The sequence below is a fragment of the Yoonia sp. genome (assembly GCF_017854565.1).
In the GTDB taxonomy this organism is placed as follows: Bacteria; Pseudomonadota; Alphaproteobacteria; order Rhodobacterales; family Rhodobacteraceae; genus Yoonia.
On the sequence record NZ_JAFMHJ010000036.1, the window covers coordinates 1 to 13,301 of the forward strand.

Consider the following 13,301-nt stretch of genomic DNA (forward strand, 5'->3'; position numbering starts at 1 on the left):
GTTCGGCACCGAACGGTGAGGACCAAAGGGGCGCTGTCACAAAAGACCGCAAAACTGATGGTCTTCACCCTCATTCAGGCCGCATCAAAGAAATGGCTGCGCCTCAAGGGCAGAAATCAGTTGCCAAAGGTTATCGAAGGAATCAAGTTCACAGACGGTATCGAACACACAAACGATACCGAAAACCGCGCCGCCTGATGATGCGCGTCACCCAAATTCAAGCATAGCTCCCTGAAACCCCCGACTGTATTCCACGACCGGCGGACATGCTGTCACGCCGTTCGTTTCAAAACCCGCCGTCGCGCAGCCGGTCAACCAGCTCATCACGATCACGAGGACGGCGAGCCGCCGCCTCCAGCATCCGTCGTTGGATTTCATTGGCCTTCTCCGTGGATTCGAGACGTTCAGCAATCCGGCCGATGCGCTCCCCGGCACGGCGGATCGATAGCAGGAACAGGACGATGGCGAGGGCGATGGTCCCATAGCGCAGCGCGGCCCTCGCCCATGGGGTGGCGGCGAACCCGTTGAGCAAGGTTGCGATCATCGCTGCCCCTGCTTCCAATCATCGAGGCGCGCATAGATCGTGACCGCAATGCCCGCGAGTGCCAAGGCGATGAATACCCAGCGGAGTGTGTCGAGATGTGGCACCAGTGGGAGAACAGCGGCCTGCGTGTCAGCCAAGACATTCTGCGCGACCTCGACACCCGCCGCGCCCAGTGTCGCGACACCTGCGGCCCCACCGCCCTTCATGGTGCGGCTCTGAGCCAGAACTTCGCGCGCTGGCTGGGTTTCCGCGGCAAAAGCTGTCGCGCGGACCGGGAAGCGCTCGCCCCACTGGCGGGCGGGCCCAAGGTCGACATGCATGAAACCCGAGCGCGGATAGAAGCCGAACCCAAGGAAGCCGACAGCACGCGCAGCCGCTTCGAAGGCGACGGGATCATGGTTTGACATGGCGATGTCGAACGCCGTTCCATCCATGTGCTTGGACCGCGTCGCGCCGCCGACGGCGCTATTGTGCTCCGGGCTACGATATGCGGACCGCACGATCAGCGGCTTGCCCAGCCGGTCGCGCAGCGCCTGCAGCTTGTCCAGCGCGGGTTCGTTGATCAGCAGCTTGCCAGTGCCCCGGCAGGCAATTTCGGCGGGTGAGAAATCCGGCCAATGCCAGGTGTCGTCCGGCACGTCTTGCCAATGCTCGTAGAAGGTCGTGGTCATGGTGTCCTCCAGAAACGAAAAACCCGCCACATGGGCGGGTTCGGGTGGGTGAGAGTGTTGTTTCGGCGCGCAATTACGGACCGCCACCGAAGATCTTCAACTTCAGGGCGATCCCGGCGAGGAGCGCCAGCATCACGCCAGTGGTGATCAGATGAACAGCTGTCTGAACGGCCGTTCGCCGCACGAAACGGATGCAGTCGAGCAGTGAGCGGAGATCACGAATATCGAGGGCGGCGTCCTTGCCATCGATCCCGGCGTCGGCCAGCGCCCGTTTGGCACCCGCTTCAGCAGCACGCGTCAGCATCGCCTGGAATTCGATCTCGGACATGCGCATGTCGCCCTGATTGGCGCGAGGTGGCGTCATGACGAGACAATCCCGGCTTCCGTCGGCAACGCAGCCGTGGTCCATGGCGTGCTGTCGGCCGGGTTCACGTCCCAGGTCGAATAGACCGGACTGGCCAAATCGGGCGACGGCGTATCGGGCGACGCATCATAGTCGACCCCGCCGATCCGCAGGAACCCCGCAATACCGGTTGGTCCTGCTGTCCCGAGCTGAGCGAGCTGAGCGAGCTGCTTCACATGCACGCCCGCGATGGCCGAGGCCCCGGCAGGCCCCGTTGGCCCCGCCAGCGAAAACGACATGCGCTGACCGGCAATGTCGCTCGCCGCGCGCGTGGCAATGTCGCCGTCCTTCACCGCATCGACCCCGCCCGAAAACGCGTCATAGGTCGCGACCAGATCAGGCGTTCGCCGCGCAAACCGCCGCCCGATGCTCGAGACGCCGTCGAGCACCGCGATATGCGCGTAGTAGCAGGTCGTGTTTGTGTAATAGTCGTGGAGCCCGAAGTTCTTCCAGATGCACTTCACCGGCTTGCCCTTGCCGCCGGCGTTCGGCGCGGTGGCGCTGCTCTGAAGCACGCCGTCGACGTAAAAATCGATGGTGATGTCGGCACCAACCGAGATTCGGACATCGACCCAATACGGCTGACCATCGGCCGCGCTGAAGGAGGACGCGCCCTCCTGCGTCGTGTCCCCATAGGCCATTGCATGGTACTTCTCGTCGTCGCGTTCGGTGCGGACACTGGCGATGAGGCTGCTGCTATCGTCATAGAACTCGAGGAAGCTGCCATCCGTGCCGATGAAACTCGCGGTGTTCGCGGGAGCCCGGTAGCGGAACCCGAGCCAGACATCCCCCGTCGGCGGACCCCAGGATGCCGAGAACGGGACAGAGGCGGTTTCGGTGGTCGTGATCTTGATGCAGTTGACGTCGAGATCAGCATCAAAACCGGCAGCGTCGGCGCTGATGCGGCCCTCGATGCCCGCAAGGTCGGTGACCTGGTGTCCAAGATGGAGAATGTGGCTCATGGAAGTACCTCGATGTAGAGAGCGGCCTCGGCGGCCGTGAGGCGGGACTGACCGCCCCATTCGTTGAAGATATCGATGTCCGGGATGGTGAGGCGCGCGTCACTACCAAAGCCGATCCAGAGGACCGCCTCTGCGATGGTCAGCTGTACCGCCCCGCCGCGATCAAGGAAGATCACTGTGTCGGCGACCGTCAGACGCGCGTCGGCCCCGATCTCGGTCCAGACGGAGGCCTCGGCGACCTTGATACCGTCCGGCATGAACAGCCGGATCGAGCGCGCCTGCCAGGCCTCGTAGGTGATCGTTCCAGCCGTGCGGCGCGCCTGCACCTGGACTTCGAAATGCTTGGTGCCGGTGGGAGCGTCAAGGATCGGCACGTCCTCCTTGGTCAGCGTGACGCTATTGGCGGCGCCCACGTCGATCACTGCGGCTGGTGGCTCGATGGTTGCGTCGGTATCGGGATCGACCCAGCGGATCTCGACGGCGTAGGTAACGCCGGGTTCCGGCCCGATATCGCCTGCGTCATAGGCATCGAACACGCTACTGGTCTGGGTAAGCCTGTCGCGATGGGACCAGGTCAGAAGGACCGGCCCGAGGTTCAGCACGTTCGGGTTTACGACCGAGACACCGTTGCCACGCAGATCCCCGGGTGGCAGCGGACGGATGGCACGGCTGGCCAGCGTCACGGCATCTTCGGGTGCCTGTGCCAGCGGCAGCGTCCCGAAGCCGGTCTCGGGCAGCATCTTGATCGTGACCGTCTCTCCGGCTACAAACCCCGCCTCCGACGCATTCGCCAGCTGCTGCCAGCAGATGACTGGCGTGCCTGCGGTATGGGCTTGCGGCACCGTATCGAGACACCCGCGCCCGACGGTCAGCGCTGTCGCACTCACCCCGTCGATCCGGACCAGCTCATCGCCGATTACGGCCAGCGTGCCGATAGCCACATTCCCGAGCCCGGTCCAGCTGGCCACATCGAGGACGCGCTCGTCTGGATCGTCACTGATGTCCGACACAAGCAGAGCGGTCGGCACGAACTCAACCGCCTCTTCCAGCGTGTACCCTGCGCCGCTGTCGCTCCAGACCTGCGCCGAGAGCGCATCGGCCGAGGGACGTTCCCCGGCCGCGATGATCGCGCCCACACCCGGATCCTCATCAAGGAGTGCGTCGGCCTGCGCATGCCCCAACTCCTGGACCAGCAACCAGTATGGCGCTTCCGCCACCCAAAGGCGCGTCAGTGGCTTGGGCGGCAGGATCAGGCTGCCGGGATCGCCGCTTTCGCCACCGACAAGGGCGGTCTCGCCAAGCGCAAAAACGTCCTCGGCGATCCTGAGGCGCACGCCATTGGCGCGCCCGTCCCCATGGTCGATCTCGACGATCCGGACCACAACGCCCTCGAGCCCTCGCCTTGGGTTTGACAACGCGATCACGTCGCCCGGATCGAGATTGGCACCGACACGGGAAACGGTGATCTCGCCCGACAGGATCGGTGCCGACAGCGCACGCAGATCGCGTTCCGCGACCCGCACCGCAAGGGACTCGAAGCGCACGCCTGGATAATCGACCGTGGCGCTGACGACCTGACCGAGGTCTTGGACAAGAGCCGTGTCCGTCACGCTGACCGATCCGGTCTGGTCGGTGCGTGCGTCAGAGAACTTCGCCGTGACGCTGTTGACGAGATCAGCGGCCTCGCGACGGCCAAGCTCGCCCCAGTCGACGACATTGGTCTCGTCGAAGACCGGCAGCGTTTCGGCATCGTAGTCCGCGCGGATCAGGCGCAACTCCCAGCGGCCAGAGCGACGATCCACATAGAGATAGGCGTCGATGTGCTTCAGCACGTCGGCAATGAAGTCCTCGATCGTCGATTCCCGCTGCCAAAGCAGCGACAACCCGAAGCCCTCGGAGAAGAGCGCGTCCGCGGCGTTGGCGAAACTGGGGCCGATGTCAGAGAACGTGTGCCCGAGGCCCCAGTCTCCGTTGGTCAGACTTTCCCGGATGATATGGGCCGGGTTCATGTCAGGGCCTTGCCCGAAGGCCGCCCGAAGCGACGCCACTAGCGCATCAGGATCACCAGGCGGCACGACGGGCACGCCATCGACAGGCGTGTTGTCGATCTGGGCGGTGGCGCTGGTGTCCGACAGCGCGATGTTGAAGGCGAAGACATCGACCTCCGAGATGCCTGCGAGCGTTGCAATGGCCGTCTGCAGGGTCGAGGCCGGGCTCGGTTCGCCGTCGGTGACGAAGATCAGGATCCGACGTTTACCGCCCGATCCGTTGAAAAACGCCCCCGCCTGGCTGACCGCGATCCCGAAATCCGTGCCGCCGCTGACGGAGCTTGAAAGCGCATCGACCCAGTCCTTGAGCTCGCCATATGCGGTGGCATCAGCGTCCCGCCGCAGAATCGTGCCGGAAACGGTGGAGTTCCAGGTGACGATCTGGACGTCGTTGGGCTCCAGGGCATTCTCGCCGATCTCTTCGACCAGACGCGAGACAGCAGCGATTTGCGCCGCCATGCGCGAGCCCGACATCGAGCCCGAGGCATCCATGGCGATGTAGATCGCGGCATCCCCGATCCGCACTTCGGGCACGATCTGTGCCTTTTCAGGATACCATTGCGGATTGCCATCCTCCGCCTGTAGAATCCGGGTCAAGCGGACCGACCATGGCTTGAGATAGGGGTTGAGGCCGAGGAACACCTGCCGCATCACAAGAGAACAGATCCCGCGATAGCCCGGCACGTCGGCTCCGGCATTGGCGGCGAGATAGTCGTTCTGTGCCTGACTCGGCGCGCCCATCAGCACGTCGATGTCGCCAACGATGCCGCCTTCGCGTTTTTCGCCGCCAAAGAGATCGGGCTTGTTGATCCGAATGCGCCCGCCCGCAGCGCCGCCGTTCAGGCTGGGCACACTGACCGCATCCGACGCCGCCACCGATTGAGCCGCGAAGGCCGTGGCGGCGGGCTCGACGAGCCAGGTGGTAATGCCAGTGCCCACAGCATAGCTCACGGCCTGCACGGTCACAGTGCGAGTTGTGTTGTCCGTCAGGAGCTGCAGGTCATAGCTCTGGCCAAGCCGAATGCCGCTGAGCGTACCCGAAAACCGGACCTCGGCCACGCTGTCGCCCTCTGCTGCGGCGGTGGCGGACATGCCAGTGACGGTGCCGTAGCTTGCCAACGCGCCAACACCAGTTCCTTGCGATGTGCTCTGACCCGTTCCAATCGACCAGGCGGTGCGGTCATCGACACGGATCTCGCGGATCGCGTCCACAGGTCCGTGACAGAGCGCCAGATGCGCCCCAAGCGAATAGCGGTAGCCGACGGTTTGCGACTTTGAACGGCCACCCATGGCTCAGGTCTCGCTCGCGGTGCGCGCGGCGCGCTTCTCTGCCTCCGCGATCACACGGAATGCCAGCGCGTCGTCGGTGGCAGCCAGCACTTCGGCAGGCAGGCCGTCTGTGAGGAAGGCCTGCCAGTCGAGGCCATGGCGGCGGAACCACGGCCGCGCACCCTGAAAGCAGAGACGGGAGGCGCGCAGGTCCTGCACGGTGACAATCAGATCCTCGCTCATTTCTTGCCGCCTTTCTTGCGGATCGGATCGACCTTGAGATCCCCGGCCCAGACGACATTCGGGCCACGCAGCAACATGGTGCCGAAGACCACAGGGATCGGACGGCCTTCCTCGGCCGTCGGCAGGTCAAAATCATCAAGCCCTGCCGCCTTCGGGGCCTCGACCTTCGGCTTGGGCGACAGCGCATAGGAGATCGCCGTCAGCACGAGGCTGGCGACGATCTGGACGACGAAGTTCCAGACCATGATGGGTTCTCAGATTTGGGTCAGACGATGCTGGTGCCGCCAAACGGGTTGCGGCCGGGAATGTCGGGAAAGCCGCCGAAGTTCAGGAGATTGCCGAACTTGGCCTTGCAGGTGTCGCGCCGTAGATCACAGCCGGGGGCGATCTCGACGAACGCCAGGGCTTCGGGATCATCAATGGCCGCCTCCAGATCGGGCATGCGGCCGGAAAGCGTCAGTGCATCTCCCGCATGCCCGGTGATGAAACCCAGAAGGCCCGCGTGGCGCAGCACACCGCCCCGGAACCAGCCGTTTGGCAGCAACGCGACCTCCGGGACGGTGATCGTGAGGCCCTGATGCGCGCTCGCTGTGCCCCCGACGAAAAAACTCTCAATGTCGAGGCGGCAGCCCCGGGAATAGAGCGCATGACGGCAAAGGCGCTGGTACTTCGCGCGCACGCCTTCGCGACGCATGGATGTGAACAGAGATTCACAGCGAAGGGTGATGCGCCGCCCCTCGACCCGGGCCGAGACGACCCGGCCCTTCCAATGCGCGACCACCTCGGTTGGCACCTGTTCATGCCCCCGGAAGATGGTGAGCGTCGTGACCGCCCGGCCGCGAGGCCCGAGATAACGGCGCGCGAAGGGATCGGAGAGCGGAAAGGTGACGCTGAGGTCGACCCGGCGGGGATCACTGCTCTGAACGATGGAGCCGTGGCTGACCGCTGAAGGGTCCCAGATCAGATCCTCGGCTTCATCAGCGATGGCCCCAGCAGGCGAGGTCCAGGCCGCTGCCCGGCTGGTGAAACGCCAGACATGATCGCCTTCCGCAAACAGATACAGGAAATACGGCCGCCCTTCGGCGGTCGAGGTCTCGGCAAAATCATAGGTCATCCGGGTATCTCGATCAGGCTAGCCGCGAACTCGGAGCGATTGCCGAAGTGTTCCAGTTCGATCCGGTCGGTATCGAGCCGCACCTTCGTGAGCAGATGAATGGGCGTTGTGACGGGAATGCTCTTGCCCGGCGCTGCGATGGTCAGCCTGATTCCAAGCGCGTCATAGACGGCGTTGGTGATCTCGAAGAACACAGGGCCGGAGGCGAGATCGAACATCACATGCCGTCCGATCCAGACGCCGGGATCGGCGGTGGCCGCTACGACGACAGAAGTGGCGGAGGATGAGACCGGCGCCTGCTGGACTAGTTCCCGACCCCAGGTCGGGAGCCAGAAGGCACGTTGGCGGCCACGCAACCCATGCAGCCAGCGGCGGCGCGTCCAGCGGGCCGAGCCTCGATCGACCAGCGTGATCGTCGATCGCCGCTGGACATGGGTCAGCACCGGTTCGATCACGATGGGACCAAAGCCGTTGTCGATGTATTCGACGGATTGCGCGATGCTCTCGGCAAGCGGCTGGCGCATCACGGCCGGATCGGTCAGCACGTCCAGACCAAGATGGGCCGGGTAGCTGCTCGCCGACATATCCGTCGCATCCTGCAGCGTGAAGGTCGCCGTGACCGTTCCCAGCCCCTGGCGGCGCCGGTCGATCTCGAGGGGCTGCGTCAGGGACCCGATGCCCAACGGGGCCACAATCGGATGTACAAGGCTCACGCCCGCAGGCGCGGCCAGCTCCAGCCGGTCCGGCAGGACCGCGCCGACCTCGACGAGATAGGCCTCACCGCCATCGGCCGCGATGACGGCCTGTCCCGTTGCTGCGAACGCTTCCTCGCTGGTGTCGACAAACACAGTGAGGTCGGCAGCATTCACGGCCGAGGCCGCCGGGCGCGCAAGATGCCAGAGCGGGACCGTCCATGTATTGACCGATCCGGCCCGGGCAAACTCGGCGGCACGTGCGAGGTCTGTCGCATCAAGAAGATGCATAAAGCTCAAGATCGACCGCGGCACCGTCCGCAGCGCGATCCGCTGTTCCGCCGCCTCGGTGATCAGAGTGTCGGTGTTCCATTCAAGCACTTCAGTCACCGGCTGGCGCACAGGGAAAGGCCAGAGGTCAGGCATCGAGGCCTCCCCGGTTGCGCCGGATCACGTTGACGATCAGCCGCTCGCCCGCAGGTGTTGCGAGATAATCGCCGACAATGGAGGGATCGAGCACGTTGACGATGCGTGTCGCAGATTGCGTAGCCTGACCATCGCCGATCGTCTCAACCCCGAGCCGACCACCGCGGCCTCGGCGCAGCGGCAGGATGGCTTCCGGACCAGCCTCGCCCATGAGCCCGATCCCGCGCGCAAAGGGAAACACGGTCGGGCGCGAAACCACGCCACCGTTGGCAAAGGCTGTGATCTCGCCCGCCTGCCCAAAGGCACCGCCCCGCGCGAAGGTGCCGCCCATGCCGAACAGACCTCCGAGCGCGCTGGTCAGCCAGCCAAAGAGACCGCCACCGCCGCCGCCTGATCCGGACAGAGCCCGGAAAAGTGCGTCCTCGATCGGCTTGAAGGCGGTATCGATCAGCCTGTTGGCAAGGTTTTGGGCGATCCCGGATATTGCGCTCGCGAAGGTTTGCCAGCTGAGTTCGCCCGACTTCAGCGCGTCCTTGATCGGCCCGGTGATGTCATCGGCCAACCCTCGGGCGATTTCTTGAGTGCGCTCAACAGCTGCCCGCGCAGCGTCCCAGGACTGGCGCGCAACATCGGCGGCGCTTTGCAGCGCCCCTCCGGCACGGCCAGCGGCGGCCGCTGTTTCATCGAGCGCGGCGGCAGGTCCGCCAGCCTCGTCTTCGGCCAAGGCCGCGTTGAGGCGATCCGCAGACAGTGTCGCCCCGTCCAGGGACGTCTCTGCCTCGGTTCCGGCAGTACGCATCGCCGTGCGCAAAGCCTCCATCGCTTCGAGCGGCTGCAGGGCACCGTCTGCGAGAGTGGCCGCAGTCTGCCTCCAGGCCTCGGCTGAGGCGGTGGCATCACTGGCGGCCCCAGTAAGTCCGAGATCCGGAACGGCCAGCGGGTTGTCCGCAAACGCACCTGCAAAAGCATCCTGCGCTGCGTTGGCCGCTTGGGTCGCAGCGCCTGCAAAACGGTTCTCGAGCTGCCCCAGATCGAGATCGGCAATAAGGCCGATCCGCCGCTCCACGCCGAGCGCCTCGAGCCCGGCGTTCACGCCGCCAATGAAGCCATTGATCCGGGAGACGACGCCGTTCAGCATCGCCTCGACGCCTTCAATCAGGCTGTTTGCCGCCTGAAACGCGAGATCACCTATAGCGGCAGGCAAAAGCCCCCAGACCGCTTTGATCGCCTCGAAAGCCCCCTCAAAACTGTTCACGGCCGCATTGGCAAAACCGACGACCCCCTCGAGCGCGCCTTGCATCGCGGTGGCGGAGGCCGCCTGCACGTCCGCAAAAGCCGCCATCGCAGAGGCTGCGAAGCTGCCAGCCCCCATCTTGATCCGCTCCCAGACCTCGCTCACGAGATTGCCCAGCAGTGCCATTGCGTTTCCGAAGCCGCCAGCGCCGGAGACAAGCTGGCCGAATTGGTAAATCAACTCGCCTGCGCCGACGATCAGCGCCCCGATCCCGGTGCGGATCAATGCGCCACGCATCACGACAAGTGCGGTTGCAAGGCCGCGTACGGAAATCGCCGCAGCTACCATTCCTGCCACCCAGCGCCCCGCCAGGAGGGCCGCGAACGTAGCGGCGTAAGTGGTCAGACGGCCGATGTTGTCGAAGAGACCCCGGATCGCAAACCCCAGCGGCCCGGTGCGACTGGCCACGGACGCCATGGCATTCGCCACCGCTTCGAGCGCTGGGGCTGCGGCAACCGTCAGCTGGTTCGACAGCCCGCGCCAGACAAGCCCAAGTCGGGAGATCGCGTCGTTTGTCCGCTCGATCTGGTCGGCGTCCTGCTCGGAAACGACAACACCAAATGCCAGAACATCCTCGGTCGCCTGGCGGAGCGTCGCGGTATCGATCCGCGACATCGCGATGGAGCCTTCTTCGCCGAAAAGCTGACCGGCGACAGCAGCGCGCTCAGCAACCGGCACAAACTCCTCGATGGCCGCGTTGATCGCCCCGACGCGCTGATCCAGCGGAAGGGCAATCAGGTCGGTTGCAGATAGTCCAAGCCGCTCCAGCGCGTCGGCGGCGGGGCCACTCCCGGCAGCCGCCTGGCTGAGACGGCGCGTCAGATCCTTTGTCGCCTGTTCGATGCCGGACATGGAGACACCGGCCAGTTCACCAGCACGTTCCAGCGTCTGGATCGAGGCCACCGTCGTGCCCAATGATTGGGCCAGCTTGGCCTGCGCATCCACCGTTTGCAGTCCAGAACGGACCATGGCCACGCCCGCAGCCGCAGCGGCGGCCACTGCGGCTGCAGCGGCAATTCGGACCCGGCGGGAGAACGCCGCAAGCCGGGCGTTGGCCGCTTCCATCTCCCGGCTGAGCCGCCCAAACCCGCGCGCCCCGGCTTCGCCGACACCTTCCAGCTCGGCGCGCAGCTGCCGTCCGCCCACGGCCGCGAGGCGGACGCTGACCCTCTTCTCAGCCATGGGAATGATCCATCTGTTCGTTGATTTTGGCGACCATCACCGCTTCGATGACGGGCAGCAGTTCAGCTGCTGCGGCAGGTGGCACGCCAAGCGCATCACCGAGTGCCAGTGCTGCCGACATGTCCCAACCGATCACCGCACCGGGCAGGACACGCAGTTGGCCGCCGAGGCGACCGACCAGGTCCCAGACCTGCGAGCCTTCAAAGGTGGTGGGTAGGTTCAGCCGCGCCGGGCAGTCTTGGCAGGTTTGCGTGCAGGCTTGGCAGTAACGATCGCCCCCGCCGAAGGACCAGTCGGCAAGGGCGCGGAGACGTTTTTTTCCTGTTCCAACAGAAGGCCCTTGGACACATAGGTCAGCTGGAAAGCCTCGAAGATCGGCCATATGTCGAGAAGCGCGTCGATGGCGTCCGGGCTCGGGTCGATTGGATTGCCGTCCGCGTCACCGATGCCCTCCCAGGCGAACACCGCACGCCGCGCCAGCGCCTTGGCGAAGGCGACGGCGCGTTCCTCGTCAGACGCCTCCTCGGGGACCGCTTCCACAGCGGTATCGCTGCGCGTTGCAACCATCAGCGCCGTGGTCAACGGGCGCAGCTGCAGCCGGACGCCCGGCGCGAGATCATGCCAGCGCGGCTGGTTCGTCAGATCAAGCGTCAGCATCAGTATACCTCGAGGTCGTTGATCAGGGTGGCGGTACACATCCGCCCGACCAGACTGTCGCGCGCGGCCTGCCAGTCGAAGGTCGCCTGCACGCCCTGCGGACCGGAAATCTCGATCCGTGGGCGCGGCAGATAGACGGCGTGCACAGTGAAGGTGAAGCTCTCGCCAGAGGGCAGGACGTAGGCGAACTCGAGCTCGCAGGGGTCGCCGTTGATCGCCTGCGTCACCAGCGTCTGATCAGCGAACCGCACCTCGATGGAGCCGGTCAGCGCGGCGATGGAGGGGTCGGCCCCATCGATCCGTCCGTCCGAGCGGATGGTCTCGATCCGGTCGAGGTTGTTGGCGTAGGTGATGTCGGCCGAGACCACATTGCCGAGCGCGGTGCCGTTGCGGGTGATCGCCCCGTTGAAATGGCCGAAGCGCTGTAGTTCCAGCGCAGCGGGCATTCCTGCACTCGTTGTCGCGCCCACCGTCTCACCCTGCGCCACCAGCCGGGCCGTTGCGGTCAGCAGCCCAGAGCGCTGCATCTGCCAGTTGATCTGGTCGAGCACGCATCCAGAATACATCGCAAATCGCGGCACTTCGGGCATGCCAGTCTCAATGGACATGCTGGGCAAAGTCCAAGACCCCGACTGAAACTCATGGGTCCAGGGGCCGGTGCCGGTCGTGATCGGGTCGCCAAAGGCCGCCTTAAGCCAGAACCCGAACGCCTCGGCGTCGAGCGGCACCACGACATCGCCGTCCGCTGTCACCGCATCCTTGATTGGCGCCAGCGGATCGCGACCGTAGCCCAGAAGCTCCGAGTTCAGCAGCGACTGCTCCGCCCCCAGCGATGTGCTGGCGAAGGGCATCTTCGTGAAACCGCCCACGGGGGGCGTTCCATAGGTTGTCTCGAACGCAAGCGCCATCTGCGCCCGCGCCCCTTGGGCTCGTGCCATGAAGGATTCTCCTGTATATTGAAGTGGATGAGCCCGAGATGGGCCAGAACTCAAAAGGGCGATATTGAATGGCGGATCAAAACTACTCGGAGGCCGGTGGCCGCTCACATCTCGGCTCAGGCTCGCGCATCACGGGCGAGCTGTATTTTCCCGGCACCGTCGAGTTGCCCGGTTATGTGAAAGGGAGTGTGGAAGCGTCCTCAATCGTCATCGAGGAGGCAGGCGAAGTCGAAGGCGAAATCCATGCAGCCAGCATCGACATAAAGGGGCGTTTCAACGGCCAAGTTACGGGTGGCAAGGTCAGGTTGCATACAAGCGCGCGGGTGACCGGCGAAATCACCTATGAGAGCCTGAGCATCGAGAGCGGAGCACAGATTGAGGGAAAGTGCAGATCCCAATCATATTCAAAAGCCACCTAGCCGGATGATCAGGCCAGCTGGTCGGCCGTGGAATAGTGCAGCACAACCGCAATGACGGCCGCCTTCAGGCTGGCCGCGCCCTCGACGGGCAGATCGACCGGGCGCGGCGCTTCCGCCTCGACCCAGTCGCAAAGACCCCCAGCGTGCGGTCGGCGGCGAGCGCTGCGCCAATGCTGGTGGTCAGTGTGTCGAAAGTGGCGTCACGATCTGTGCCCTGAACGACAGCCTCGATCTCGGCGCGGTGTTGGTAGTGGTAGCGCAGCGGTGACAGCGTAACCTCAGGCTCCCCCGGTTCGCCGTCGCGCAGGATCAGCAGGCCTTCAGCCGGGACACGTTCGGGCAGCACCTCACCGCGCAACGCGGTGGCGGCCAGCGTCGAGAGCCGCGCGTGCAGCGCGGTGAGGATGGTTTCGCGAGTGGTGGGCAACTTATGTCTCTG

14 protein-coding genes and 2 pseudogenes are annotated in these 13,301 nt (G+C 64.8%); 2 read left to right on the forward strand and 14 right to left on the reverse strand.

Features of this window, described 5'->3' with window-relative positions:
- Positions 1–198: pseudogene (locus QZ196_RS13260) on the forward strand (IS256 family transposase); the annotation flags it as partial.
- A gap of 88 nt (positions 199–286) precedes the next feature.
- Here QZ196_RS13260 and QZ196_RS13265 read toward each other — a convergent pair.
- The 13 genes from QZ196_RS13265 to QZ196_RS13325 all read right to left on the reverse strand — a co-directional run bounded on the left by QZ196_RS13265 (position 287) and on the right by QZ196_RS13325 (position 12,443).
- On the reverse strand, positions 287–544 hold the full coding sequence (locus QZ196_RS13265; RefSeq protein WP_296427179.1) for a hypothetical protein: 258 nt from the start codon (positions 542–544) through the stop codon (positions 287–289).
- Complete coding sequence (locus QZ196_RS13270) at positions 541–1,215, reverse strand: D-Ala-D-Ala carboxypeptidase family metallohydrolase (protein ID WP_296427181.1); 675 nt, start codon at positions 1,213–1,215, stop codon at positions 541–543. Before QZ196_RS13270 ends, QZ196_RS13265 begins: the two co-directional genes overlap by 4 nt.
- A gap of 73 nt (positions 1,216–1,288) precedes the next feature.
- On the reverse strand, positions 1,289–1,543 hold the full coding sequence (locus tag QZ196_RS13275) for a DUF6127 family protein (protein WP_199908126.1): 255 nt from the start codon (positions 1,541–1,543) through the stop codon (positions 1,289–1,291).
- A 32-nt stretch (positions 1,544–1,575) separates the two neighbouring features.
- The gene (locus tag QZ196_RS13280; RefSeq protein ID WP_296427187.1) at positions 1,576–2,580 is read right to left on the reverse strand and encodes an FscB; all 1,005 of its coding nucleotides are present in this window, start codon (positions 2,578–2,580) and stop codon (positions 1,576–1,578) included.
- Positions 2,577–5,918 (reverse strand): phage tail protein, encoded by a 3,342-nt coding sequence (locus QZ196_RS13285; RefSeq protein WP_296427188.1) that lies wholly within the window; start codon positions 5,916–5,918, stop codon positions 2,577–2,579. Before QZ196_RS13285 ends, QZ196_RS13280 begins: the two co-directional genes overlap by 4 nt.
- Before the next feature lie 3 nt (positions 5,919–5,921).
- Positions 5,922–6,140 (reverse strand): hypothetical protein, encoded by a 219-nt coding sequence (locus tag QZ196_RS13290; protein ID WP_296427190.1) that lies wholly within the window; start codon positions 6,138–6,140, stop codon positions 5,922–5,924.
- Positions 6,137–6,385: a hypothetical protein gene (locus tag QZ196_RS13295; protein ID WP_107718988.1), complete on the reverse strand. Its 249-nt coding sequence runs from the start codon at positions 6,383–6,385 to the stop codon at positions 6,137–6,139. Before QZ196_RS13295 ends, QZ196_RS13290 begins: the two co-directional genes overlap by 4 nt.
- Positions 6,386–6,405: 20 nt before the next feature.
- A complete protein-coding gene (locus QZ196_RS13300) occupies positions 6,406–7,254 on the reverse strand; it encodes a DUF2163 domain-containing protein (protein ID WP_296427194.1) in 849 nt (282 codons plus the stop codon).
- On the reverse strand, positions 7,251–8,372 hold the full coding sequence (locus QZ196_RS13305) for a hypothetical protein (protein WP_296427195.1): 1,122 nt from the start codon (positions 8,370–8,372) through the stop codon (positions 7,251–7,253). Before QZ196_RS13305 ends, QZ196_RS13300 begins: the two co-directional genes overlap by 4 nt.
- On the reverse strand, positions 8,365–10,848 hold the full coding sequence (locus QZ196_RS13310; protein ID WP_296427196.1) for a phage tail tape measure protein: 2,484 nt from the start codon (positions 10,846–10,848) through the stop codon (positions 8,365–8,367). Before QZ196_RS13310 ends, QZ196_RS13305 begins: the two co-directional genes overlap by 8 nt.
- Positions 10,841–10,969 (reverse strand): hypothetical protein, encoded by a 129-nt coding sequence (locus QZ196_RS13315; RefSeq protein WP_296427197.1) that lies wholly within the window; start codon positions 10,967–10,969, stop codon positions 10,841–10,843. Before QZ196_RS13315 ends, QZ196_RS13310 begins: the two co-directional genes overlap by 8 nt.
- Positions 10,970–11,067: 98 nt before the next feature.
- Positions 11,068–11,505, reverse strand: coding sequence for a hypothetical protein (locus QZ196_RS13320; RefSeq protein WP_296427198.1), 438 nt, complete (start codon positions 11,503–11,505; stop codon positions 11,068–11,070).
- Complete coding sequence (locus QZ196_RS13325; RefSeq protein ID WP_296427201.1) at positions 11,505–12,443, reverse strand: phage tail tube protein; 939 nt, start codon at positions 12,441–12,443, stop codon at positions 11,505–11,507. The genes QZ196_RS13320 and QZ196_RS13325 overlap by 1 nt, the downstream gene beginning before the upstream one ends.
- A 68-nt stretch (positions 12,444–12,511) precedes the next feature.
- On the opposite strand from QZ196_RS13325, the gene QZ196_RS13330 reads away from it, so the two are divergent.
- Positions 12,512–12,862, forward strand: a complete 351-nt coding sequence (locus QZ196_RS13330; RefSeq protein WP_296427203.1) for a polymer-forming cytoskeletal protein — start codon at positions 12,512–12,514, stop codon at positions 12,860–12,862.
- 8 nt (positions 12,863–12,870) lie between these two features.
- On the opposite strand, the pseudogene QZ196_RS13335 reads toward QZ196_RS13330, so the two are convergent.
- Positions 12,871–13,289: pseudogene (locus tag QZ196_RS13335) on the reverse strand (acyl-CoA transferase).
- Positions 13,290–13,301 lie beyond the last annotated feature (12 nt).

What these genes read in the sequence shown, in the direction of transcription:
- QZ196_RS13265 (WP_296427179.1), bottom strand. Translation starts at nt 544, where the DNA reads ATGATCGCAACCTTGCTCAACGGGTTCGCCGCCACCCCATGGGCGAGG.
- QZ196_RS13290 (WP_296427190.1), bottom strand. Translation starts at nt 6,140, where the DNA reads ATGAGCGAGGATCTGATTGTCACCGTGCAGGACCTGCGCGCCTCCCGT.
- QZ196_RS13315 (WP_296427197.1), bottom strand. Translation starts at nt 10,969, where the DNA reads ATGTCGGCAGCACTGGCACTCGGTGATGCGCTTGGCGTGCCACCTGCC.
- QZ196_RS13320 (WP_296427198.1), bottom strand. Translation starts at nt 11,505, where the DNA reads ATGCTGACGCTTGATCTGACGAACCAGCCGCGCTGGCATGATCTCGCG.
- QZ196_RS13285 (WP_296427188.1), bottom strand. Translation starts at nt 5,918, where the DNA reads ATGGGTGGCCGTTCAAAGTCGCAAACCGTCGGCTACCGCTATTCGCTT.
- QZ196_RS13330 (WP_296427203.1), top strand. Translation starts at nt 12,512, where the DNA reads ATGGCGGATCAAAACTACTCGGAGGCCGGTGGCCGCTCACATCTCGGC.
- QZ196_RS13325 (WP_296427201.1), bottom strand. Translation starts at nt 12,443, where the DNA reads ATGGCACGAGCCCAAGGGGCGCGGGCGCAGATGGCGCTTGCGTTCGAG.
- QZ196_RS13295 (WP_107718988.1), bottom strand. Translation starts at nt 6,385, where the DNA reads ATGGTCTGGAACTTCGTCGTCCAGATCGTCGCCAGCCTCGTGCTGACG.
- QZ196_RS13300 (WP_296427194.1), bottom strand. Translation starts at nt 7,254, where the DNA reads ATGACCTATGATTTTGCCGAGACCTCGACCGCCGAAGGGCGGCCGTAT.
- QZ196_RS13280 (WP_296427187.1), bottom strand. Translation starts at nt 2,580, where the DNA reads ATGAGCCACATTCTCCATCTTGGACACCAGGTCACCGACCTTGCGGGC.
- QZ196_RS13305 (WP_296427195.1), bottom strand. Translation starts at nt 8,372, where the DNA reads ATGCCTGACCTCTGGCCTTTCCCTGTGCGCCAGCCGGTGACTGAAGTG.
- QZ196_RS13310 (WP_296427196.1), bottom strand. Translation starts at nt 10,848, where the DNA reads ATGGCTGAGAAGAGGGTCAGCGTCCGCCTCGCGGCCGTGGGCGGACGG.
- QZ196_RS13275 (WP_199908126.1), bottom strand. Translation starts at nt 1,543, where the DNA reads ATGTCCGAGATCGAATTCCAGGCGATGCTGACGCGTGCTGCTGAAGCG.
- QZ196_RS13270 (WP_296427181.1), bottom strand. Translation starts at nt 1,215, where the DNA reads ATGACCACGACCTTCTACGAGCATTGGCAAGACGTGCCGGACGACACC.